Raw genomic sequence first — 23,015 nt, forward strand, 5'->3', positions numbered from 1 at the left:
ATGGATCTGTTTAGCCGTGCCCCGATCGCCCAGCCCCTGGCTGCCCGTCTGCGGGCGACCAACCTGGATGAGTACGTTGGCCAGGAACATTTGCTGGCCCGGGGCAAGCCGTTGCGCGAAGCCCTGGAGCAGGGCGCGCTGCATTCGATGATCTTCTGGGGGCCGCCAGGGGTGGGCAAGACCACCCTGGCGCGCTTGCTGGCAGAGGTCTCGGATGCCCACTTCGAAACCGTGTCGGCCGTGCTGGCCGGGGTCAAGGAGATCCGCCAGGCGGTGGAGATCGCCAAGCAGCACGCTGGGCAATACGGCCGCCGGACCATCCTGTTCGTCGACGAAGTCCATCGCTTCAACAAGTCCCAGCAGGATGCGTTCCTGCCCTACGTGGAAGACGGCACGCTGATCTTCATCGGCGCGACCACCGAGAACCCTTCGTTCGAATTGAACAACGCACTGCTGTCGCGGGCGCGGGTCTACGTGCTCAAGAGCCTCGACGAGACGGCGCTGCGCAAACTGGTACAGCGCGCCCTGAACGAGGAGCGCGGCTTGGGCAAGCGCCAGTTGAGCCTGGGCGACGAGGGCTTCCAGATGCTGCTGGCAGCGGCGGACGGTGATGGCCGGCGCCTGCTCAACCTGCTGGAGAACGCCTCGGACCTGGCCGAGGACGGCGGCGAAATCGGCGTCGACCTGCTGCAGAGCCTGCTCGGTGACACCCGTCGGCGTTTCGACAAGGGCGGCGAAGCGTTCTACGACCAGATCTCCGCGCTGCACAAATCGATTCGTGGTTCCAATCCGGATGCCGCGCTGTACTGGTTCGCGCGCATGCTCGACGGCGGTTGCGATCCGTTGTACCTGGCGCGGCGGGTGGTGCGCATGGCCAGCGAGGATATCGGCAACGCCGACCCGCGGGCCCTGAGCCTGTGCCTGGCGGCCTGGGACGTGCAGGAGCGCCTGGGCAGCCCCGAGGGCGAGCTGGCGGTGGCCCAGGCGATCACCTACCTGGCCTGTGCGCCGAAGAGCAACGCGGTATACATGGGCTTCAAGGCCGCGATGATCAGCGCCGCCGAACACGGTTCGCTGGAAGTCCCGCTGCACCTGCGCAATGCGCCGACCAAGCTGATGAAGCAGTTGGGTTACGGCGAGGAATACCGGTATGCCCACGACGAGCCCGATGCCTACGCCGCCGGCGAAGACTACTTCCCCGAACAACTGGAGCCGCAATCCTTCTACCAGCCGGTGCCACGCGGCCTGGAACTGAAGATCGGCGAGAAACTCAGCCACCTCGCCGCGCTGGATCGCCAGAGCCCGCGGCAGCGGAGAAAACCGTGATCCGTACCGTACTCGCCGTATCCGTCGCCGGCATCATCGGCACCCTGGTGCGCTTTGCCACGGGCAACCTGATCAACGCCAATTGGCCGAAGCACTTCTATACCGCGACGTTGGCCGTTAATATCGTGGGCTGCCTGGTGATTGGCGTGCTCTACGGCCTGTTTTTGCTGCGTCCCGAGGTCCCGGTGGAAATCCGCGCCGGCCTGATCGTGGGGTTCGTTGGCGGCCTGACCACATTTTCATCCTTTTCACTGGATACGATTCGCCTGCTGGAAAGCGGGCAGGGGCTTGTGGCCCTGGGCTATGCGGCCCTGAGCGTATTCGGCGGGCTGCTCGCAACCTGGGCTGGCCTGTCCTTGACAAAACTCTGAATAACGAGAAACCGACATGCTCGATTCCAAACTGTTACGTAGCAACCTCCAGGACGTAGCGGATCGTCTGGCCTCCCGTGGCTTCAGCCTCGATGTTGCCCGCATCGAAGATCTGGAAAGCCAGCGCAAGGTGGTGCAGACCCGCACCGAACAATTGCAGGCCGAGCGCAATGCGGTTTCCAAGAGTATCGGCCAGGCCAAACAGCGCGGTGAAGACATCGCGCCGCTGATGGCCAGCGTCGAAAACATGGGCACCGAGCTGACTGAAGGCAAGGCTGCGCTGGACGCCATCCAGTCCGAGCTGGACCAGATCCTGCTGGGTATCCCGAACCTGCCCCACGAATCGGTGCCGGTCGGTGCCGACGAAGACGGCAACGTCGAAGTGCGCCGCTGGGGCACGCCGACCGCCTTCGACTTCCCGATCCAGGACCACGTTGCCCTGGGCGAGAAGTTCGGCTGGCTGGATTTCGAAACCGCCGCCAAGCTGTCCGGCGCCCGTTTCGCCCTGCTGCGCGGCCCGATCGCACGCCTGCACCGCGCCCTGGCGCAGTTCATGATCAACCTGCACACCAGCGAGCACGGCTACGAAGAAGCCTACACGCCTTACCTGGTACAGGCTCCGGCACTGATGGGCACCAGCCAGTTGCCGAAGTTCGAGGAAGACCTGTTCAAGATCACGCGCGAGGGCGAGGCCGACCTGTACCTGATCCCGACCGCGGAAGTGTCGCTGACCAACATCGTCTCTGGCGAGATCCTCGATCCGAAGCAACTGCCGCTGAAGTTCGTCGCCCATACACCGTGCTTCCGCAGTGAAGCCGGTGCATCGGGTCGCGATACCCGCGGCATGATTCGCCAGCACCAGTTCGACAAGGTCGAAATGGTCCAGGTGGTCGAGCCGTCGAAGTCGATGGAAGCGCTGGAGGGCCTGACTGCCAACGCCGAGAAGGTCCTGCAACTGCTGCAACTGCCGTATCGCGTACTGGCGCTGTGCACCGGTGACATGGGCTTCAGCGCCGTGAAGACCTACGACCTCGAAGTGTGGGTGCCGAGCCAGGACAAGTACCGCGAGATTTCCTCGTGCTCCAACTGTGGCGACTTCCAGGCCCGTCGCATGCAGGCGCGTTTCCGTAGCGCGGAAACCGGCAAGCCGGAACTGGTACACACCCTGAACGGCTCCGGCCTGGCAGTGGGCCGTACCTTGGTGGCGGTGCTGGAGAACTACCAGCAGGCCGACGGTTCGATTCGCGTGCCAGAGGTGCTCAAGCCTTACATGGGCGGCATCGAGGTCATCGGCTAAATGGAATTTCTGCCGCTGTTTCACAAGCTGCGCGGCAGCCGTGTCCTGGTGGTTGGCGGCGGCGAGATTGCCTTGCGCAAGTCTCGCCTGCTGGCTGATGCCGGTGCGGTGTTGCGGGTGGTTGCTCCCGAGATTGAAAGCCAGCTGCGCGAACTGATCGACGGCAGCGGCGGCGAAATGCTGTTGCGTGGTTATGTCGAGTCCGACCTGGACGGTTGTGTGCTGATCATTGCCGCGACCGATGACGAAGCACTCAATGCCCAGGTGTCTGCCGATGCCCGCCAGCGTTGCGTGCCAGTCAACGTGGTCGATGCGCCAGCCTTGTGCAGCGTGATTTTCCCGGCCATCGTCGACCGCTCGCCGCTGGTGATCGCGGTCTCCAGTGGCGGTGATGCACCGGTGCTGGCGCGGTTGATCCGGGCCAAGATGGAAACCTGGATTCCGTCGACCTATGGCCAACTGGCCGGGCTGGCGGCGCGCTTCCGGCATCAGGTCAAGGCGCTGTTTCCGGCGGTGCAGCAGCGTCGTGCGTTCTGGGAAGAAGTGTTCCAGGGGCCGATCGCCGATCGGCAACTGGCCGGCCAGGGCGCCGAGGCCGAGCGGCTGCTGGTGGAGAAGATCAACGGCGCGCCGCCGCATGCACCGGGTGAGGTTTACCTGGTGGGGGCGGGGCCGGGTGATCCCGACCTGCTGACCTTCCGGGCCCTGCGCCTGATGCAGCAGGCGGACGTGGTGCTCTACGACCGCCTGGTGGCACCGGCGATTCTCGAACTCTGCCGTCGCGATGCCGACCGCATCTACGTTGGCAAGCGCCGTGCCGATCACGCCGTGCCCCAGGACCAGATCAACCAGCAACTGGTGGAACTGGCCAAGCAGGGCAAGCGGGTGCTGCGCCTGAAGGGCGGCGATCCGTTCATTTTCGGTCGTGGTGGCGAGGAAATCGAGGAACTGGCGGCCCAGGGCATTCCGTTCCAGGTGGTTCCGGGTATCACCGCGGCCAGTGGCTGCTCGGCCTATGCCGGGATTCCGCTGACTCACCGTGACTACGCGCAATCGGTGCGTTTCGTTACCGGGCACCTGAAGGATGGCAGCACCGACCTGCCGTGGGTCGACCTGGTGGCGCCGGCACAGACCGTGGTGTTCTACATGGGCCTGGTCGGCTTGCCGGTGATCTGTGAGCAGATGATCAAGCATGGCCGTTCGGCGGACACGCCAGCGGCGCTGATCCAGCAGGGCACCACGGTGAACCAGCGGGTGTTTACCGGCACCCTGGCCAACCTGCCGCAACTGGTGGCGGAGCATGAGGTTCATGCGCCGACGCTGGTGATCGTCGGGGAAGTGGTCCAGCTTCGCGAGAAACTGGCCTGGTTCGAAGGCGCCCAGTCTCAGTATTGATCAGGCGCTTGTGGCGAGCAGGCTTGCCTGCGTTCGGCTGCGCAGCAGCCGTAAACCCGGTGACCGCATTCCCTTGGCTGGAGTGCGGTCCTGGATTTTAGGACCGCTGCGCGCCCCAGCGCAGGCAAGCCCGTTCACCACTTACTTGCCCAGCACCCCACGTCCTGCCAACCGCTCGCGGTCATGGCTGCCGCTGAAATCCTGTTCTGGCCCTTTCGGCACAACCCCTGTCGGGTTGATAGTCCGATGGCTGGCGTAGTAATGCCCCTTGATATGGGTAAAGTCCACCGTCTCGGCCACGCCCGGCCACTGATACATTTCCCGCAGCCAATTCGACAGGTTTGGATAATCGGCAATCCGCCGCAGGTTGCACTTGAAGTGGCCGTGGTACACCGCGTCGAAGCGAATCATCGTGGTGAACAGTCGCACATCCGCTTCGGTCAGGTATTCACCGGCCAGGTAGCGATGCTGCGACAGGTGCTGCTCCAGGTGGTCCAGTTCGGCGAACAGCCCGTCGAACGCCGTTTCATACGCCGACTGGGAAGTGGCGAAGCCGGCCCGGTAGACGCCGTTGTTCACGGCCGGATAGATCCGCTCGTTCCACTCGTCGATCACCGGGCGCAAGGCTTCGGGGTAGAAGTCCAGCTGGTTGCCGGTCAGGCCGTTGAACGCACTGTTGAACATGCGGATGATTTCCGCCGATTCGTTGCTGACGATACGCTTCAGCTTCTTGTCCCACAGCACCGGCACGGTCACACGGCCGGTGTAGTCGGCGGTGTCGGCGGTATAGCGCTGGTGCATGAACTCCAGGCCATCGAGATGATCGCCCGTGGAGCCGTGGCTCTTGTCGAAGGTCCAGCCGTTCTCGACCATCAGCCAACTGACCACCGAGACGTCGATCAGGCTTTCCAGGCCCTTGAGCTTGCGCAGGATCAGCGTGCGGTGGGCCCAGGGGCAGGCCAGGGAAACATACAGGTGGTAGCGGCCGGCCTCGGCGACGAAGCCGCCTTCGCCGCTGGGGCCCGCTTCGCCATTGGCGGTCACCCAGTTACGGCGCTGCGCCTGCTCGCGCTGGAAGGCGCCGTCTTTGCTGCTTTCATACCACTGGTCGTGCCAGCGGCCTTCGATCAAGAGACCCATTTGAAAAAACTCCTTGGCAGTGATGCGTTGGAGCCCAGTCTAAAGAGAATCGTTCGAATAAATAGCGCAAATCCTCGGGTGAAATGATCTACTAAATCGATCTATCGCGTGCGGCCCAGTAAACCCGCGCTTGTTCGAATGCCTGCTCGCGTGGCATGCCCAGGCCACGCAGGGCCAGGGCGATGGTGGACAGCAGGGCCAATTGCGGATAGCTGTCCTCGACCTCACCACGCCAGATGGCCTTGAGATGGTCGGGCTCCAGCGATGCCGGCTTCACATGGCGCTGCTCGGACAGTGCCGGCCATTCCTCATCCCAGTTTTCGCCGTTGGCCGTGCCGTACAGGTGGCTGGCGCTGTCGGGATTGACCTCGATCTCGCCGCCATCGCCCTTGATCACGATGGCGGTATCGCCCAGCAGGCGGCTGGCCTCGCGATGCACGGCCTGGTAGCCGGGGTGGAAGATACTCTGCAGGCCACAGCGCGCGCCCAGCGGATTGAGGATACGGGCCAGGGAGTGGATCGGCGAGCGCAGGCCGAGGGTGTTGCGCAGGTCGATCATCCGTTGCAGTTGTGGCGCCCAGTCGCCCAGGGGCGCAAAGGCAATGTTGCCGTCGGCCAGGGCCTGGCCGACCGCCTGCCAATTGCGGCACAGCGGAATCTGCAGGGTTTCCAGCAACTGCTCGGTGTACAGCCGGCCAGCGGTATGGGCGCCGCCGCCGTGCATGAGGATTTTCACGCCGTTCTGGGCCAGGCACTTGGCGGCCAGCAGATACCAGGGCAGGTGGCGCTTCTTGCCGGCATAGGTCGGCCAGTCCAGGTCGACCTGCAACGGCGGGGCATCGAGCCGTGCGCGCAGGGCTTCGGTGAAGCCGGCGAGTTCCTCCGGGCTTTCCTCCTTGTGCCGCAGCAGCATCAGGAAGGCGCCGAGCTGGGTGTCCTCGACCTTACCGTCGAGCAGCATGCCCATGGCTTCGCGGGCTTCCTCGCGGTCCAGGCCGCGGGCGCCACGCTTGCCCTTGCCGAGAATCCGCACGAACTGCGCAAAGGGGTGTTCCTCGGGTGTTTCGGTGATCAGCGGCGTGTAATCGGTCATAGACAGTTCGTCGGCTTGGGCAGGCCCGCCAGCTTGGCGGCCAGTTTGGCGGGAGTGCCATTGAACAGGCGGTTGAGGTGCAGGCTGTTGCCTTTTTCCGCACCCAGTTTCAAGGCGGTGTACTTGATCAGCGGGCGGGTGGCCGGTGACAGGTCGAATTCCTGGTAGAAACCGCGCAGCAGTTCGAGGATTTCCCAGTGATCCGCGCTCAGCTCGAGGCTTTCCCGGGCGGCAAGGGCGCTGGCGACCTCGGGCGACCAGTCGTCCAGCTCCACCAGATAGCCGTCCTTGTCCAGGGCGATGTCCCGCCCGTTCACAGTCAGGATACTCATAGCCAGGTGTTGACCTTGTCATGCTGGACCGACAACTCGACGAAGCCCGGATAATCCACGCGCGTGGCCCAGCTCGGGCACTCCAGTCCGCGGGCCAGCAAGTCTTCGTCGAGAGCGAACAGGCGCAGGGTGGCGGCCCGTTCTTCCAGGGCCTCCAGCGGCAGGCTGCGCGGTTGCAGGGCGTACACCGCGTCGCCGCAGAGCAGCAGCGCGTCCTCGGCGCCGAGTAGGCGCAGGCAACTGCCCAGGCGGCTGTCGGTGAAAGGGGAGTGAGACAACACTTGCAAGGTCGACATCAGAGGGTGATCACCTGGTCATAACGATTAACGAGCGCGGCGATTTCCTCGGTCGCGAGCAGGTTCAGGTCTTCGCCAGCCACCTGGTCGGCCAGGATGCCGCGATCGGCCAGGCTGTCGCGACAGGCGAACAGATCCTCGACGCCAAACAGCGACAACGCCTGCAGGTTGGCGGTCAGGTCCTTCTGCTGCACGGCCTTGGCCTTCTGCCCCGGCAACAGTTGGAAGACACCGTCATCCATGAACAGCAGGCCCACCGGCAGGTCGAAGGCGCCACCGGCCAGGACGATATCCAGGGCTTCACGGGCGCTCGGCCCGGACCATGGCGCCTGGCGGCTGATAATTAACAGCGACTTGGCCATCTCAAGGCCCTCCGAAGCAGATCAGGCGGTCGGCGGCTTGCACCGCATCGTGCAGTTGCCCCAGGCCGGACAATTCCCAGCCTGCGCCCAGGTTCACCGCCTGGCGCTCGTAGCGCTTGGCTTCCTCGTCATTCAGCACACCCCGGCGCAAGGCTGCGGCAATGCAGACCACGCCGTCGAGCTGGTTGTCACTGACAAAGCTGGCCCATTCCTGCGGCAAGTCTTGTTCGTCCTGGGGCGTGACCACGTTGCTCGACGCGCTGTGCACGCCGTCCTGGTAAAAGAACAGCCGGACGATTTCATGGCCGCCGGCGAGCAACGCCTGGGCGAACAGCAGGGCCCGCCGGGAGGAGGGCGCGTGGGGCGGGGAGAACAGCGCAATGGCAAACTTCATGGAGGGCTCGGTCAGCAAATCTGTTGCCATGATAAGGCCAGAGCTGCCAAGAAGCTAAATCGCGGTCAATAAAAAGCCCGCCGAAGCGGGCTTTTTACTCACTGGAAGTGATCAGTCGTCGCGGCTCATGATGCCGAAGATCTGCAGCAGGCTGACGAACAGGTTGTAGATCGACACATACAGGCTGATGGTCGCCATGATGTAGTTACGCTCGCCGCCATGGATGATGGCGCTGGTCTGGAACAGGATGCACACCGACGAGAACAGCACGAAGCCGGCGCTGATCGCCAGTTGCAGGCCGCTGATCTGGAAGAAGATGCTGGCCAGGGTGGCACCGAGCAGGACGAAGAAACCGGCGGTGATGAAACCGCTGAGGAAGCTCATGTCCTTGCGCGTGATCAGGACGTAGGCCGACAGGCCGCCGAACACCAGGGCGGTCATGGCGAAGGCCGAGCTGACCACTTCAGCGCCGCCCTGCATGCCCAGGTAGCGGTTGAGGATCGGGCCGAGCAGGAAGCCCATGAAACCGGTCAGGGCGAAGGTCGACACCAGGCCCCAGACGGAGTCACGCAGTTTGTTGGTGAGGAAGAACAGCCCGTAGAAGCCGATCAGCACCACGAAGACGTTCGGGTAGCGGACGTTCATCTGCTGGGCGACGAAGGCCATCACACCGCTGAAAGCCAGGGTGAGGGCCAGAAGGCTGTAAGTGTTGCGCAGGACGCGGCTAACCTCTAGCTGCTCAGCCTGCACGCTGTTGTTAACGGCGTAATCCTGTTCGCGCATGGCGAAACTCCTTCGGTTTGAAATGTTCAGTCGCAAAGATCATAACAGAGGCTCTGTAACAAGCTATCACGAGAGTTTGACAGTGTGTTTCATTCCGGTATTATGGCGCCCGCAATGCATGGGAGGTGTGGCCGAGTGGTTTAAGGCAGCAGTCTTGAAAACTGCCGACTGTAACAGGTCCCAGAGTTCGAATCTCTGCGCCTCCGCCATCTTGCACACTGTCAAAGCCCCGAATTTTCGGGGCTTTTTCGTTTCTGGGTGATGCGCAGCGTTGTCTGTGGGGCGCCGATCATCTCCGCAACCTTTTCATCGTTTCCGCAATTACTGCCGAACGCCCTGTCCTCTCGGCTCAACGGCAGTAATGGCAAAGCCCACTCAGTCGCGGGCTTTTGGAGAGTTTGTTTCAGGAAAAATTGCCAAGCTCATGCGGCGATGGCCTCTACCCAATGATCTCCTTCAAGAGCGAATGTCGCTGTTTCTGACGGAACTGTAGTTTTCGGTGCTTTGTAGGGGCCGTACTGGACGTGACAGTAAGCAGAGTACAAGCCCCTCATTGCGATGTCGGCCGGGCCAGGCACCTCTTGCGCGCCTTTCTTCTCCCAGTTCGCCACTGTCTGGACATCAATGCGCAAAATCGACGCGAGCTCTGCCTGCACCAAGTCTTGCTCCTTTCGTAGGAAGCGGAACTGATGGCCAGTCATCGGCGATCTTTGCTTGATGATGTCTTCCGCGATTGCTCGGTGCAGATCCTCGATGTTGTCGATGGAGACACCCTGACCATGGTCGGTCTCGACAATCCGGTACCCGTTTTTCAGGTAGATGCCCTCTAGGCCGCTCCCTGTGTACTCGTACATTCAGACCTCCCAAACCGTGATAGTGAAGAGCATGTTTGGTGCAGGGGGTAGGCTTCACCGCGACCACTACACAGATGATATCCCGCGGAGGCGGTTCGCTCATTCTGAACTCGAAGCTCTTGTGGTCTTTGCTATAGCTGGGGCCGCGAATGACTGACCCGCGCTGAAGGCAGCGCAAGACTTCAATCGTGGAAACTTCCCTTTGCCTCATGCGCTCCAAGCAGTGCTCGGTGAAAACAACCTTGGCCGAATCCCGCGCCAAGACGTGAACCAAGTCTTCCAGCTGTTGTGTTGTCCATAAGGGTTGAATCGGCTTCATGTCTACCTATAAAATTTATAGGTCATGCCATGCTAAAGCACAACCTCCGTTAGTCAACCCACTCAGCGCCACGAAATGATGAATTTACATTTCGCGGTGCGAGGGTCATGCATTCCTTGCATTTCAGATCAAAAGCACCTTGATGTGAATGGTTGCATCGCCGACGCGTGCTGTATGACTCTCCTAATACAGGCTGTCCGATATGAGTCGGAATTGCTCTTGCCCCAGGAGTTTTCTGTATCCGTCCGGCGATTGTGTGAAGGTGATGCCTATAAGCTTCAATTTTCGCTTTTGGTTCAGGGACTTAGTCGCTAAGTAAGAAGACATAGCTGTTTTAAGGCCAAATCATTACAGGGTGCCTTAGACAAGGGTTCGAATCTCTGCGCCTCCGCCATCTTGCACACTGTCAAAACCCCGAATTTTCGGGGCTTTTTCGTTTTCGGGTGGTTTACAGCGCCATCCAAGACTTTTCGTACGATATGCGTTCGTTTATCCGATATCTCTGACCGTCTACTGGGCGTTAATGTCAAGGGAGGCGCTGGATTTCAGCGATACAGGATTGGCGTCCTGGCTAGTTGGGAAGACGCAAAGCCGTCACTGCGGCTTTAAACATGACTAGTCGGACGTATCCACATGAACGAACACTTCGAATCTACCCGCTTTACCCGTCACAACCGCTTCATCCACGGCCTGATACTGGAATCACAAGCCTGGTTCAGCGTGACCGACCTTGGGCGCCTGATGGGGCGCTCGCTGGACGAACGCCTGACTCGTAAGCTCGACAGCGATCAGAGGCGCATGCTCTGGCTGAACTACCACGGGGTCATCCAGGAAACCTTGATGGTCAGTGAATCGGGCGTCTACGCCTTGATGGTTTATCACCACATCCCGGAAAACCAAAACCTGCGCAAATGGCTGACGCACGAAGTCATTCCAGCGTTGAGAGGTGTTCAGGCAGGCATCGCCGAGCAAGCTCCCAGCCTCAGTTCGTTGCACTGGGCAGGTCATGCAGTCAGTCTGCTGCACTGGCAGAACGAGGCGTGGATCAGGTGGCGAGATATGCCGGTGTTGGTGCAGTCGGTTGAGCGTTTCCCAACTCAGTAATCGAACCGGTTATTAAAATCACCTCATCGCGATGGCCTGTGGCGACCGGTGGGATGATCCGCTTGTCGTTGGGCGCCGGGCGGCACGTCAGCGCATGGCGGCAGTAGAGCGTTGCCACGGTCTCGTTCAAGCTCTAGCTACGAGAGAGCTGAATGAGCTCTGGAGGCATTGATTGCAACTGCCCAATCACAGGTCTCGCAAACAGATAACCCTGCATCAGGTCAACGTCCAGGTCCAAAAGGGCGTCTCGCTCCTCAAGGGTTTCGATGCCTTCGGCAATCACGGTAATGCCCAGACGTTTCGAAACCAGAACGATACCTTCGACTATGGCGCGGCGTACTGGGTCGTTGCCGATGTCTCGCGTCAGGGCCATATCGATCTTCAACACCTGAGGCTGAAACATTGCCAGGAAGTTGAGGCCGGAATAGCCTGATCCGAAGTCATCGATGGCCGTGGTGAACCCCTGGCGTTCGTATTCCTGGAAAATGGATTTGAGGTGATCCGGATCATCCACGCGCTCGCCCTCGGTCACCTCGAATATCAGGCGTTCGACTGGAAACTCGAAGACCCGGGCGGCTTCCAAGGTGGCTCGGATGCACGTTTCAGCCCTGTACACGGCATTAGGCAGGAAGTTGATGCTCAGCTTGCAGTCAGGAATGGCGTGGAGGCCGAGTTGTGCCGCAAGCTCGATAGCTCTCACCCGGCACGCCTGGTCAAAGCGGTATCGGTTGGTGTCGTTCACCAGTCCCAGAATGCTCGCAGCGGACTCACCGTCAAGTCCACGCACCAGCGCCTCGTAGGCGTAGGGCGCTCCCGTCCGGACATTGAAGATAGGTTGGAAGGCCATCGTGAATTCGAAGCCGAGACCTTCAAGGTTTCGGCACTCGGCGCATCCGAGAGATTTGAAGTTCGCCGTGGGTAATGCTGGCGTCATTGCTGGTCCCTTGAGAATTCGTCGTTTGGTAGACGCATCAATGGGTACGTTGTACCTCGATATCGGCTCGGCGTGCAAAGACTGTCAAACGGTGTTCACTTTTGGTGCTTGCCTGCGGCTCAAGCCTATGTCCGGGCGGCCTTCCATTCGCCTGAACGCCAGGCAATAAAAAACCCGCCGAAGCGGGTTCTTTGCCATCAAATCCATCCAACATCCTGTCGGTAGCATTCCGAGCAGTGGCAGATCATCCATGATCTCCGAGGTACATCATGTTCCTCAGTTGATGGGTCTAATTTATGGTTTTGCGCTTGCCCCGTAAATGGCTGGTTCACTCGTCGTTATGTACGCTTTTTCCTACACGAAGCCGTAGCGCGTTCTGTCTGCTTCCAAGGGCGTACATCAGTGAGCGCCAGCCGCCCGTTGAGCATGGGCGGCTTTTTTCAATCCGCTGTCTGTTCTGCAACGGCTTCGACGGCGGGCGCCAGGGCATCGGTTTTGGGCTTTGCACGATTTCGCCGGTCCTGGCTTCGTTGCCGTGAGGCTTGCTGCTTCGCATGAAGCGCCTGGGAAGCCGTCACGACGCCAGCTGCTTGACCGTTCAAGTCCAGGCGCGGCGCATTTTCCACCATGCAGGCCCAGTACCGGGTGCCTCGGCACCAGGTGGAGATACCCAGTTTAAGTTGCTCGCGGGTTAGCCCGAGCAGTTCCAGGTGTTGCTCCGCGTCCTTGAAAATCCCTTCCTTGAGTGGAGCCTTGGGCGCCGGATTGACCGGGAAAGCCAAGGGGAAATGCTTCTGCAATGGCCAGATCGCTTCCACGGCCGGATCTTGCGGGCGGGGCTTTGCCTTCGGGTAAGGCTTGCGCTTGGGAGCAAGCGTTTTGTCAGTCTGTACCGGCGCTTTTTCAGCGCGCAGGCGGTCACGGAGCTCAGCTAATTGTTCAAAACCCATCGTCTAATTCACAGATTCATTGATTACGTGGCGCAAGGATAAGCCATGCAGCACTCGGTGGCAGCAGAAACAAGATGAGCGCGGCTGATTGCACGGTCTCGATAGCAGCCTGCTCGGGTGCTCAAGGTTGTTTTGAACACCGGGTTGATCCGGCCGCATGAATCTCTACAGCCCGTTGATCGAACGGATTCCCGAAATCACCTCATCCCAATCGTCTGCCTGATCACCTCGACAAAAGCGCTGACCAGTGGGCTGCGCTCTCGCTTGCGGGTCAGTACCAGCAGGGGCGCGGTGGCCTCGGGTTCGGCCAGGGGCCGATAGGTCACGCCGCGCTTGGCCAGGGTCTGGGTGCACTGGGGTACCACGGCGACGCCACGGCCGGCGGCGACCAGGGCGATGATAGAGGTGATCTGCTTGCCGGTGGGCGCCGGGCGGCAGGTCAGTGCGTGGCGGCGGTAGAGCGTTTCGACGATCTCGTTCAGGCCTGAGCCGTAGTCGGCCGGGAAGGCGATCAGGGGATAGGCGCTGAGTTCGGCCAGCGTCACCTGTTCCTGGCGGGCGAGGGGGCTGTCGCTGGCGATGGCTGCCACCAGTGGTTCGTTGTCCAGGCAGATGGCCTGGACGTCGATATCGTCACCGGGTGGTTGCATGCGGCTCAAGCCGATATCCAGGCGGCCTTCGATGATGTGTGCCCACTGGGTGCTGGAGGCGCCTTCTTCCACGCTCAGCTGGACATCCGGGTACGCGGTGCAGAATGCCTGGATGGTCTGGCTGAACACGTCCGAGAGGGCGATGGAGCTGGCATAACCGACGGCCAGGTGGCCTGCGGAGCCAGCCGCCAGCTTGCCGGTGATGGCGGTGGTCAGGTCGACCTGCTCCATGACGGCACGGGCGTAGGGCAGAAAGTGACGACCTTCGGCGGTGAGGGTGACGTTGCGGGTGCTGCGGTCGAACAGGCGAAAACCCAGCTCCGCTTCCAGTGCGGAGATCTGCCGGGTCAAGGGTGGCTGGGCAATGTGCAGGCGCGATGCCGCGCGGCCGAAGTGCAACTCGTCACTGACAGTCAGGAAGTAACGCAGTCGGCGCAGATCGATCATGTTCATCCTTGGGTATCAATCGGTCGGAAATAGGTATTGGAACCATTCGTCGCCTATCTTATAAATTGTTTAAAAGCATTACGAATTTTCTTATGAGCCCTCGAACCGCCTTGTTTCTGGCTGGGTGCGCCGCATTTCTCAACCTGTATGCCACCCAGGGGCTGCTCACCGAGCTGGCCGGGGCCTTTCAGGTTTCCGCCAGGCAGGCCGGCTGGAGCATCACCGTTACTACCCTGGCCGTCGCCATTACCGCGCCCTTTGTCGGTCGCTTGACTGCCGGTGCGGCGCAACACCGGGTGATTGCCGTGGCGGCGATGTTGCTGGCGCTGCCTGCGCTGCTGGCAGCCTGGGCCAGCGGTTTCGGTGAGTTCCTGTTCTGGCGAGGGGTGCAGGGCATGCTCATCCCCGTCGTGTTTGCCACCAGCGTTGCGTATATCGGTGTGCGCTGGAGTGGTGGCGCGGTGTCCGAAGCTACCAGTGTGTATGTCGCCGGTACGATCCTGGGCGGCTTCTGTGGCCGTTTCCTGACCGGCCTGGTGACCGAGTATGCCGACTGGCGCCTGGCACTGACCCTGTTGGGTGCGTTGAGCCTGGTCATGGGCGCGCTGATCCTGTGGCTGTTGCCGCGTAACCCTGCAGTGGCTGCGCCGGTCTCGGTCGATCGTGCGGCCGCAGCTGGCGAATTGTGGCGCAGGCCGTTGCTGGCGGCCTATGCCGTCGGTTTCTGCGTGCTGTTTTCGCAGGTGGCGACCTTTACCTACGCCGGCTTGCACCTGAGCCAGGCGCCGTTCTCACTGGGCTCGGGTGCGCTGGGAACGATTTACGCGGTGTTCCTGCTGGCGTTGGTGGTGATTCCCATCGCCGGGCGCCTGAGCAAGGCGCGGCCGCAGGGCGAACTGGTGAAGGTGGCGGCCTGGCTGGGCGTGACCGGCTCGTTGCTGACCCTGGCACCGACGTTGTGGCTGATCGTGCTGGGCCTGGCGCTCAGTTCCACCGGGGTGTTCCTGGCCCAGGCCGCGGCCAATGCTTTCACCGCCAGTAACGCGCGGTACAACAAGGCCGGCGCCGTGGGGCTTTACCTGACCAGTTACTACCTGGGCGGCAGCTTTGGTGCCTGGGTGCCAGGCGCCCTGTGGGAGCAGTGGGGGTGGCCTGGCTGCGTGGCATTGATCGTGGTCTTCCAGTTGCTGTCACTGCTGGTCGCCTGGGCCTACTGGAAGCCTGTCGCGCTGCCGGGGTATCCACTGCCGCGCCCGCGCGCCTGAATACGCTTGATTCATCATCATCCAACAAGGAAAAAAATGAGATGACCGTGAGCAATTCGCTGACCCGCCAAAGCCAGTTGTTGTACGTCGTGGAACCGGTGCTGGAGCTGATGCATGCCGGTGTCCTGCAGCAGGCCTTGCAGGATGCATTTCGCAGTCAGGAGGCGGCGCTGGTGGATATCGAGGAGGCCTTTCACGCGCTGACGGCCCGGCGTCACGGTGCCCAGGCGCTGCGTCGCTTCTTCGCCAGTTGGTCGAAGACCAACAACTCCGCCGCCAGTGTGTCCGGGCTGGCCAACCGGATTACCTTGCTGGCGCGCTCCGAACAGAACGGTGCGGCGGCGCAGCGCTTGTACCGGGTTTGCAGCAACCTGCAGCGGATCACCGACGAGGACCTGGGGGCGCTGGGCAACATCCTGCATGCGGATCTGTTCTACAACATGGCCACGCCGCTCTGTGGCGATGACCAATGGTTGTTGAAGGAAAACTGCCTGCCGTCGGCACAGGCCTTCAAGGACTGGACGGACATGCGCCGCCTGCGTGACCGTGACCTGCTGCAAGGGTTGTTGACGACGCTGGTGCATGAGGTCTACACCCATGGCGAGGTGGAGTTCATCCACCCATTGTTCAAACAGTGGTTTACCCGTGACATGGGGGTGCCTGCCGAAAAGGTCAGGTCCACGGTGGCCTGGGTCACCGTGCATACCGGTGGCACCGAGAGCAATCATTTCGCTCACGCGGTCGCGGCCGTGGAGGAGTTCGTCGAGGTGATGGACGTGGCGGTGGTCAAGTCGGCTGCGCAGGAAATATTCGGTGAGTACCTGCAGCGCAAGGCGGCGGTGATGCGTGACTGCGTCCAGTGCCTGGCCCAACCCCATGAATGAACTCGTCCAGCCGTCGCCGGCACCGGCGATGACCGCCGAGGACACCAGCCGGCGCCGGCGCACGCTGTTTGCCGGGTGTGGTGCCCATGCCATCCATGACGGGCTGACGGACGTTATCTACGTGCTGCTGCTGGTGTGGCAGGCGCAGTTCGCCATGAGCTACGCCCAGATCGGGCTGCTGCGCGGCGCCTACTCGGCGATGATGGCGGGCTTTCAATTGCTCGCCAGCCGCGCGGCCAAACGCTGGGGGCGCAAGCGGCTGCTGGTGGGCGGCACGCTGCTGGCGGGGCTGGCCTACCTGGTGGCGGGGTGCGCCGGTGGGCTGGGGGTCTTGCTGTTGGCGCTGATGATGGGCGGACTGGGTGCCAGCACCCAGCACCCCTTGGCCTCTTCGCTGATCACCGATGCCTACGAGTCCGGCGGCGGGGTGAAGCAGGCGCTGTCGCAGTACAACTTCGCCGGCGATATCGGCAAGACCCTCGTGCCCGGCCTGGTCGGCTTATTGTTGGCGGTGATCAGCTGGCGTGCCAGCGTGACCTTGGTGGGCTTGCTGGGGCTCGCGGTGGCGCTGTGGTTGTGGTGGTTGATTCCGTCGGCCACCAGCAGCGGGCAGGCAAAAAAGACCAAGGCGGTTGGAGGTAAGGGTTCGGCCAGCGGGCTGCGTGCCATGATCCTGACCGGCACTCTGGACAGCGCGGTGCGCATGGGCTTCCTGACGTTCCTGCCGTTCCTGCTCCAGGCCAAGGGTGCTGGCACCGCCGGCATCGGCCTGGCCCTGACGATGCTGTTTGTCGGCGGGGCGTTCGGCAAGCTGTTGTGCGGTTACCTGGGCGCCCGCATCGGCATGATGAAAACCGTGTGGCTGACCGAGTTCACCACCGCCACCCTGATCGTCCTGGCCTTGTTCCTGCCGTACCTGGGGCTGATGGCGGTCTTGCCGTTGCTGGGCCTGGCCCTTAATGGCACTTCGTCGGTGCTGTATGGCGCGGTGCCAGACCTGGCCGGGGAGGGCAAGGTCGACCATGCCTTTGCCTTGTTCTACACCGGCACCATTGGTGGCGGTGCGTTGGCGCCGGTGCTGTTTGGCGGCTTGGGGGACATGACCGGCATTCCGGTCGCGGTGGTGGGCCTGGCGGCACTTCTGTTATTGACCCTGCCTCTTTCGTGGTGGGTGCAGAAAGGCCTGGATTCAATCCACGGCAAGTATCAATAACGACTGAAAGAGTATTGGCCTGCGCGTCAAGTTGTCATCAAGCTGTAACTGCACCGAAGTAGGGGGCACCTGATGACAGTGATGAGCATACGTGCAGGTATACGATGAATAATAATGAATTATCCGCTCCTCGGTTTTGTCTGTCGCAACGCGCGCTGCAACTAACTCCTCCCGGCACTTCCAGTATGCGCAGTAAGGCCAACGCCTTAAAGGAAAGTGGCGTGCATGTTATCAACTTCGCTGCCGGCGAGTTGTCATTCGATGCCAGTGCGCAAATGAAGGCGGGGGCCCTGGAAGCCATCCAGGGCGCACGCAACCGCTATACCCCACCACTCGGCCTGCCGCGCCTGCGCGAACAGCTGGCGCAGCGGGTGTCGGAACGCACCGGGGTAGCGTTCGCGGCCAACGAGGTGGCCGTCACCGCCGGGGCCAAGCAGGCGCTGTACAACGCCTGCATGGTGTTGCTCAACCCCGGGGACGAGGTCATCGTGCCGATCCCGCATTGGGAGACGTTTCCGACGCAGATCCGCCTGGCAGGCGCGACCCCGGTGGGGGTGGATACCCGACCCGACGACTACCGCCTGACGGCCAGGGCCGTGCGCGCCGCGCTCACGCCGCGTACGCGGATGATCGTGATCAACTCGCCGAACAACCCCACCGGCACCGTGTATCAGAAACAGCAACTGCTCGAGATCGCCCAACTGGCGGTCGATCATCAGCTCTGGGTGTTGTTTGACGAGTGCTATCGCAGCCTCACCCGCACACCCTTCGAACATCACAACATCCTGTCGTTGTTGCCGGCACTCAAGCCCCAGACGGTGTTGATCGACTCCTTCTCCAAAAGCCAGGCCGTCACCGGCTGGCGGGTGGGGTATGCCTGCGCGCCGGCCCAGGTCATTTCAGCCATGCACAACCTGCAAGGCCACACCACCTCGAACCCCAGCAGCCTGTCGCAGTACGCCGCACTGGCCACGCTCGCCTCTGGCACCGAGCCCTTCGTCGCCCAGCTTGGGCCCTTCCTGCAAGGGCAACTGGAGACGGCGCGCAGCTACCTGGACCCGGTTCCGGGCATGACCTATGCGCCGCCGGAAGGCGCCTTCTACCTGTACATCGATGTCACCCCATGGCTGGGTGGGCTGTATCGCGGCGAGCTGATCAGGGACGTCGACCACCTCAGCGACCTGTTGTTGACCGAGGCACATATCGCGGTGGTGCCCGGCTCCGGCTGTGGCGATCCCTCCAGTATCAGGATTTCCTATGCACTTGAGCACGAAGAGTTGGTCGAGGGGCTATCTCGTTTCGTGCACTTTCTGTCGTCGGTAGAACGCTTGAGTAGCCACTGATTCAATAACAATAACGTCAGGAGATAACATGGAAAGTTCAAACGGGGCATTCATTGATTACGTGCATCAGGCACTGGTGGAAGTTGAAGACGGCAACCTGGTGGAAGCACTGCTGGACGGATTTATCAATAACGCCGACAGGCTGGTTGATTACACCCGGCGTTATGAAGAGATGACGGCCCAACCCTGGTCGACGTCTTCGTTGTGCACGTTCTTTTGCGGGTGGAGAAGTCCGGATGGGGCGGCCCATGCCGTCGCCAGTATTATCGTGCGCCTGCTGCAACTGTCCGAGTCGGTGCCTGAGCCGCAGGCCAAGTTGGCCTTGCTCGAAGCCGCCAGGCATTGCGGCGAAATCATTGTCGAGGACGTCGGCCTGGGGGAGATGCATGGTCATCCCCACCACTCCAAGCTGTATCAGCGCATGGCGACGACGATCTGTGGTTCCGATGACTGGCGTCTGCAGGACCGCTACCTGAACCCGATCACCAAGGAGTTTTCGGCCTGGGTCGGCGAAAAGCGTCCGCTCGCCCCGGACCTGACCGAAGCCCTGGAAATGATGGCGCTGACCGAGCTGTTCAACACCGGCGAATACAACGTGATGACCCCGCTGTGGAAACGCTGGCTGCGCGAGTCGCGTGGTTACCCGGCTGGTGAAACCCATCGCATCGCCGCCTTTCTCAGCGTCCATTGCGGCAGTGTCGAGGCGCGGCACTTCCGTCACGCCACCGATGCCCTGGCGCTGTACTGCCAGGCCACCGGCCAGTCGATCAACTACCGGCGCATTGCCGCACTCTCCAATGAATATGTGATTCGCGCCTGCGAGCACCTGGGCAAGATGGCGTCGGTGCTTGCAGCCTAGGCAGGTCGACAACCGTTGCGATAATCCATTGATCACGCTCATCGACATGATGACAGGAGAACCTGATGCGTCTTGAATCCGATTCCATGGGCTCTGTGCCGGTAGCGCCCGACAAATACTGGGGCGCGCAGACCGAGCGCTCGATCCATCACTTTCCCATTGGCCGTTCGCGCTTCCAGTGGGGCGCCCCCATGATCCGTTCGATGGGCATTCTGAAAAAGGCTGCGGCGTTGGCCAACCTCGCTCTGGGCGAACTGCCCGAGTCGGTTGCCTTGCCGATTGTCCGGGCCGCCGATGAAGTCATCGATGGCAAGCTGGACGAGCATTTTCCGCTGGTGGTGTTCCAGACCGGCTCCGGTACCCAGTCGAACATGAACGCCAACGAGGTCATTGCCAACCGGGCGATCGAGATGCTCGGCGGGGAGATGGGCAGCAAGACTCCGATCCACCCCAACGACCACGTCAACCGCGGGCAGTCTTCGAACGATACGTTCCCGACGGCCATGTACATGGTGGTGGTGGGTGAAGTCTTCGAAACCCTGTTTCCTGGCGTGACGCTGCTGCGCAATACCCTGGCGGCCAAGGCCGAGGCATTCGCCGACGTGGTCAAGGTCGGCCGGACCCATTTGCAGGACGCGACGCCGATCACCCTCGGCCAGGAGGTCGGTGGCTGGGTCGAACAGCTCGACTACACCCTCAAGGGTATCGAGCAGAACGTCCAGGGGTTGTATGACCTGGCCATCGGTGGCACGGCGGTGGGCACCGGGCTCAATGCTCACCCACGCTTTGGGGATGAGTGCGCGCGGCATATCGCCGAATTGACCGGCTACCCGTTCAGGGCGTCGTCGAACAAGTTCTTTTCCCTCGCTGCCCATGACGCCTTGGTGAACACCTCGGCGGCGATCCGCACGCTGGCCATGGCCTTGCTGAAGATCGCCAACGATGTGCGCTGGCTGGCCAGCGGGCCGCGCTGTGGCATCGGCGAGATCGACATCCCCGAGAACGAACCCGGTTCGTCGATCATGCCCGGCAAGGTCAACCCGACCCAGTGCGAGGCACTGACGATGGTCTGTACCCAGGTCTTCGGCAATGACGCAACGGTGGCCTTTGCCGGTAGCCAGGGCAATTTCCAGCTCAACGTCTACAAGCCGGTGATGGTGCACAACGTACTGGAGAGCATCACTCTGCTGGCCGAGTCGTGCCGCGCCTTCAACGATTATTGCGCCGAGGGCATCACCGCCAACCTGCCTCGAATCGAGGCCAACCTGCAGAAGAACCTCATGCTGGTCACGGCACTGAATCGCCACATCGGCTACGACAAGGCCGCGATCATCGCCAAGACCGCCCACCACGAGGGGAAATCCTTGCGCGAGGTGGCGCAGCAGCTGGGCTTCGTCTCCCCCGAGGAGTTCGATCGATTCGTCGTGCCCCTGGACATGACTCACTCATGATCAGGGCCAACCGAGAGCATTGCCTATCAGACTTTGAGAGGTTTCATATGCAGGAAGCAGACGTTCGTCCAGGCAACCTTCGCGCCCTGTTGGGCACCCTCCGTTGCTTGCGGGTGCTGGAGGTACACAGCCCGATATCCGCCTTGCTGGCGGAACAATCGCGCCTGGAAACAGGCCCTGGCCAATGGGTGGCGTATGACGCCATCTGGTCCAGTTCGCTTACCGACTCGACACAACGTGGCCTGCCCGACATCGAGATCCTATCGCCGAGCAATCGCTTACAGGGGATCCGCGAGATTTTCGATGTCTGTGACTTGCCGATGATTTACGACGCCGATACCGGCGGCAAGCCCGAGCATTTCGCCATCCACGTCAAGATGCTGGAGCGCGCCGGGGTCGGGGCGGTGGTGATCGAGGACAAGTGCGGCCTGAAGAAAAACTCGCTGTTTGGCACCGATGTCACCCAGGCCCAGGAGTCGATCGAGGCTTTTTGCCAGAAAATCCGCCTGGGCCGGGCGAGCAGGGCACCGGACGGGATGATGATCATTGCGCGTTGCGAGAGCCTGATTCTGGACCGCGGCATGGACGAGGCCATGGAGCGTTGCCTGGCCTATGCCGAGGCGGGGGCCGACGGCATCATGATTCACAGTCGCAGGAAGGATGGCGAGGAAGTCCTGGAGTTTGCCCGGCGGTTTCGCGTGCATCACCCCGATGTCCCGCTGGTCTGCGTTCCGACCAGCTATGCGCACTTGAGTTTTGACCAGTTGCAGGAGGCGGGATTCAACGTGGTCATCTATGCCAACCACATGTTGCGCAGTGCCTACATGGCCATGAAGGAGGTGGCCACGGGGATCCTGGCGCATGGGCGTACGCTGGAGGTGGAGCAACGCTGCCTGGGGATCGATGAGATCCTCGATCTCATCCCTGGCACCCGTTAACGCGCCAACAAGGGGCAACGGGCAGTTGGGAAGGCTGCAGCTGGCGGGGGCCGATCCGGTCCTCGCCGCGTCCTGTTATTCGCCCGCTCCCTGGGCGACAGGTTTGTAGCGCTTACGGTTGCAGTCCGGCCGGTGTCACTCTTCCACTTCCATGAATTCCTTCGCCCAAGCCACGTAGCTCTCGGGGAAGGTGTAGGTGTGGGTCAGTTCCGTGGCGCTGAGGTTCGAGGTGCTGTGGGTGATCTGGCGCTGGGCCCGCAGGCTGTCGTAGGTGGCCTTGATCGAGGCGAAGTAGGCACCGTGGCCGGCGACGATCACACGTACGCCCAGGTCGGCCAGGCGTTGGCTGTCGTTGAGTTTCGGGTTGCCGTAGGTCACCAGCATCAGCGGCACGCTGAGGTTTTCGGCGATCTGCTCCAGGTGCTCGAAGTCACTGATACCCACCATGCAGATCCCATCGGCGCCGGCCTTTTCATAGGCCTTGGTGCGTTCGATGATGGCTTGGGTCGGCAGCACGCCGGCGTTGGTCCGGGCGATGATGGTCAGCTCCGGGTCGACACGGGCTTCGAGGGCAGCCTTGACCTTGCCGATGCCTTCCTCGATGGAGATCAGGTCGGTGGACTTGCGACCGAATTGCGCCGGCAGCAGGGTGTCTTCGATGGTCAGTGCTGCAACACCGGCACGCTCGAGCTCTTCGACGGTGCGCATGACGTTGAGGGCGTTGCCGTAGCCGTGGTCGGCGTCAGCGATGAAAGGGAGCTGGGCGACACGGCCGATCCGCGTGGCCTGTTCGACGAACTCACTCAGCGTGATCAGGGCGAAGTCGGGGGCGGCCAGCACCTGCAGCGAGGCGACCGAGCCACCGAGGATACCGACCTCGAAACCCAGGTCGGCGGCGATGCGCGCCGACATCGGGTCAAACACGGAGGCGGTTTCTACGCAGGTCGGTTTGGCAAGCAATTCACGGAAGTTGCGACGAAGAGCGGTGTGGGAGATTTTCGGCATGATCTTTCCT

24 protein-coding genes, 1 tRNA gene and 1 pseudogene are annotated in these 23,015 nt (G+C 61.7%); 13 read left to right on the forward strand and 13 right to left on the reverse strand.

Going from position 1 to position 23,015, the window contains the following annotated elements:
* Genes AC6I6U_RS14515 through cysG form a run of 4 tightly spaced genes read left to right on the forward strand, consistent with a single transcriptional unit; the run spans position 1 to position 4,389 of the window.
* Complete coding sequence (locus AC6I6U_RS14515) at positions 1-1,326, forward strand: replication-associated recombination protein A (RefSeq protein WP_497882595.1); 1,326 nt, start codon at positions 1-3, stop codon at positions 1,324-1,326.
* Positions 1,323-1,697, forward strand: coding sequence for a fluoride efflux transporter CrcB (crcB, locus tag AC6I6U_RS14520; RefSeq protein WP_497882596.1), 375 nt, complete (start codon positions 1,323-1,325; stop codon positions 1,695-1,697). The genes AC6I6U_RS14515 and crcB overlap by 4 nt, the downstream gene beginning before the upstream one ends.
* Before the next feature lie 16 nt (positions 1,698-1,713).
* Positions 1,714-2,994, forward strand: coding sequence for a serine--tRNA ligase (gene serS / locus AC6I6U_RS14525; protein ID WP_497882597.1), 1,281 nt, complete (start codon positions 1,714-1,716; stop codon positions 2,992-2,994).
* The gene (gene cysG, locus AC6I6U_RS14530; RefSeq protein WP_497882598.1) at positions 2,995-4,389 is read left to right on the forward strand and encodes a siroheme synthase CysG; all 1,395 of its coding nucleotides are present in this window, start codon (positions 2,995-2,997) and stop codon (positions 4,387-4,389) included.
* 141 nt (positions 4,390-4,530) lie between these two features.
* Here cysG and AC6I6U_RS14535 read toward each other — a convergent pair whose 3' ends face one another.
* The 7 genes from AC6I6U_RS14535 to AC6I6U_RS14565 form a co-directional block, all read right to left on the reverse strand.
* Positions 4,531-5,529 carry a glutathione S-transferase family protein gene (locus tag AC6I6U_RS14535; RefSeq protein WP_497882599.1) on the reverse strand — a complete coding sequence of 333 codons (999 nt, stop codon included), beginning with the start codon at positions 5,527-5,529 and terminating at the stop codon, positions 4,531-4,533.
* A 91-nt stretch (positions 5,530-5,620) separates the two neighbouring features.
* Positions 5,621-6,622 carry a glycosyl transferase family protein gene (locus AC6I6U_RS14540; RefSeq protein WP_497882600.1) on the reverse strand — a complete coding sequence of 334 codons (1,002 nt, stop codon included), beginning with the start codon at positions 6,620-6,622 and terminating at the stop codon, positions 5,621-5,623.
* Entirely contained in the window at positions 6,619-6,954 is a 336-nt protein-coding gene (locus AC6I6U_RS14545; RefSeq protein WP_497882601.1) for a TusE/DsrC/DsvC family sulfur relay protein, read from the reverse strand. Before AC6I6U_RS14545 ends, AC6I6U_RS14540 begins: the two co-directional genes overlap by 4 nt.
* Positions 6,951-7,250 carry a sulfurtransferase complex subunit TusB gene (gene tusB, locus AC6I6U_RS14550; RefSeq protein ID WP_497882602.1) on the reverse strand — a complete coding sequence of 100 codons (300 nt, stop codon included), beginning with the start codon at positions 7,248-7,250 and terminating at the stop codon, positions 6,951-6,953. The genes AC6I6U_RS14545 and tusB overlap by 4 nt, the downstream gene beginning before the upstream one ends.
* Positions 7,250-7,612, reverse strand: coding sequence for a sulfurtransferase complex subunit TusC (gene tusC, locus AC6I6U_RS14555; RefSeq protein WP_497882603.1), 363 nt, complete (start codon positions 7,610-7,612; stop codon positions 7,250-7,252). The genes tusB and tusC overlap by 1 nt, the downstream gene beginning before the upstream one ends.
* 1 nt (position 7,613) lies before the next feature.
* The gene (gene tusD / locus AC6I6U_RS14560; RefSeq protein WP_497882604.1) at positions 7,614-8,006 is read right to left on the reverse strand and encodes a sulfurtransferase complex subunit TusD; all 393 of its coding nucleotides are present in this window, start codon (positions 8,004-8,006) and stop codon (positions 7,614-7,616) included.
* A gap of 111 nt (positions 8,007-8,117) precedes the next feature.
* Complete coding sequence (locus AC6I6U_RS14565; RefSeq protein WP_497882605.1) at positions 8,118-8,789, reverse strand: Bax inhibitor-1/YccA family protein; 672 nt, start codon at positions 8,787-8,789, stop codon at positions 8,118-8,120.
* Between the two features lie 121 nt (positions 8,790-8,910).
* Here AC6I6U_RS14565 and AC6I6U_RS14570 point away from each other — a divergent pair.
* Positions 8,911-8,998: transfer RNA gene (locus AC6I6U_RS14570), tRNA-Ser, on the forward strand.
* A gap of 213 nt (positions 8,999-9,211) precedes the next feature.
* On the opposite strand, the gene AC6I6U_RS14575 is transcribed toward AC6I6U_RS14570, so the two are convergent.
* Together AC6I6U_RS14575 and AC6I6U_RS14580 are read right to left on the reverse strand one after the other, a co-directional pair.
* Complete coding sequence (locus AC6I6U_RS14575) at positions 9,212-9,643, reverse strand: helix-turn-helix domain-containing protein (RefSeq protein WP_497882606.1); 432 nt, start codon at positions 9,641-9,643, stop codon at positions 9,212-9,214.
* A gap of 106 nt (positions 9,644-9,749) precedes the next feature.
* A pseudogene (locus AC6I6U_RS14580) lies at positions 9,750-9,962 on the reverse strand (DUF4258 domain-containing protein); the annotation flags it as partial.
* Positions 9,963-10,595: 633 nt separating this feature from the next.
* Between AC6I6U_RS14580 and AC6I6U_RS14585 the strand changes: the two are divergent.
* A complete protein-coding gene (locus tag AC6I6U_RS14585; RefSeq protein ID WP_497882607.1) occupies positions 10,596-11,066 on the forward strand; it encodes a BRO-N domain-containing protein in 471 nt (156 codons plus the stop codon).
* 133 nt (positions 11,067-11,199) lie between these two features.
* Here the strand turns inward: AC6I6U_RS14585 and AC6I6U_RS14590 are convergent, their stop codons facing one another.
* The 3 genes from AC6I6U_RS14590 to AC6I6U_RS14600 form a co-directional block, all read right to left on the reverse strand.
* Entirely contained in the window at positions 11,200-12,000 is an 801-nt protein-coding gene (locus AC6I6U_RS14590) for an EAL domain-containing protein (protein WP_497882608.1), read from the reverse strand.
* Positions 12,001-12,440: 440 nt separating this feature from the next.
* Complete coding sequence (locus AC6I6U_RS14595) at positions 12,441-12,950, reverse strand: ProQ/FinO family protein (protein WP_497882609.1); 510 nt, start codon at positions 12,948-12,950, stop codon at positions 12,441-12,443.
* A 197-nt stretch (positions 12,951-13,147) separates the two neighbouring features.
* Positions 13,148-14,047 carry a LysR family transcriptional regulator gene (locus tag AC6I6U_RS14600; RefSeq protein ID WP_497882610.1) on the reverse strand — a complete coding sequence of 300 codons (900 nt, stop codon included), beginning with the start codon at positions 14,045-14,047 and terminating at the stop codon, positions 13,148-13,150.
* A gap of 92 nt (positions 14,048-14,139) precedes the next feature.
* Between AC6I6U_RS14600 and AC6I6U_RS14605 the strand changes: the two genes are divergently transcribed.
* From AC6I6U_RS14605 to aepX, 7 genes are all read left to right on the forward strand, one after another.
* Complete coding sequence (locus AC6I6U_RS14605) at positions 14,140-15,312, forward strand: MFS transporter (protein ID WP_497882611.1); 1,173 nt, start codon at positions 14,140-14,142, stop codon at positions 15,310-15,312.
* 41 nt (positions 15,313-15,353) lie between these two features.
* A complete protein-coding gene (locus AC6I6U_RS14610; RefSeq protein WP_497882612.1) occupies positions 15,354-16,196 on the forward strand; it encodes a hypothetical protein in 843 nt (280 codons plus the stop codon).
* A complete protein-coding gene (locus AC6I6U_RS14615) occupies positions 16,189-17,409 on the forward strand; it encodes an MFS transporter (protein WP_497882613.1) in 1,221 nt (406 codons plus the stop codon). The genes AC6I6U_RS14610 and AC6I6U_RS14615 overlap by 8 nt, the downstream gene beginning before the upstream one ends.
* Positions 17,410-17,513: 104 nt before the next feature.
* A complete protein-coding gene (locus AC6I6U_RS14620; RefSeq protein WP_497882614.1) occupies positions 17,514-18,752 on the forward strand; it encodes a pyridoxal phosphate-dependent aminotransferase in 1,239 nt (412 codons plus the stop codon).
* A 28-nt stretch (positions 18,753-18,780) separates the two neighbouring features.
* The gene (locus AC6I6U_RS14625) at positions 18,781-19,611 is read left to right on the forward strand and encodes a hypothetical protein (RefSeq protein ID WP_497882615.1); all 831 of its coding nucleotides are present in this window, start codon (positions 18,781-18,783) and stop codon (positions 19,609-19,611) included.
* A 62-nt stretch (positions 19,612-19,673) separates the two neighbouring features.
* Positions 19,674-21,062, forward strand: coding sequence for a class II fumarate hydratase (gene fumC / locus AC6I6U_RS14630; RefSeq protein WP_497883031.1), 1,389 nt, complete (start codon positions 19,674-19,676; stop codon positions 21,060-21,062).
* A gap of 47 nt (positions 21,063-21,109) precedes the next feature.
* Complete coding sequence (gene aepX, locus AC6I6U_RS14635) at positions 21,110-22,000, forward strand: phosphoenolpyruvate mutase (RefSeq protein ID WP_497882616.1); 891 nt, start codon at positions 21,110-21,112, stop codon at positions 21,998-22,000.
* Between the two features lie 135 nt (positions 22,001-22,135).
* Here aepX and AC6I6U_RS14640 read toward each other — a convergent pair whose 3' ends face one another.
* Positions 22,136-23,005 carry an isocitrate lyase/PEP mutase family protein gene (locus AC6I6U_RS14640; protein WP_497882617.1) on the reverse strand — a complete coding sequence of 290 codons (870 nt, stop codon included), beginning with the start codon at positions 23,003-23,005 and terminating at the stop codon, positions 22,136-22,138.
* Between the last annotated feature and the right edge of the window lie 10 nt (positions 23,006-23,015).

The sequence above is a fragment of the Pseudomonas sp. UTLPPB19802 genome (assembly GCF_059730225.1).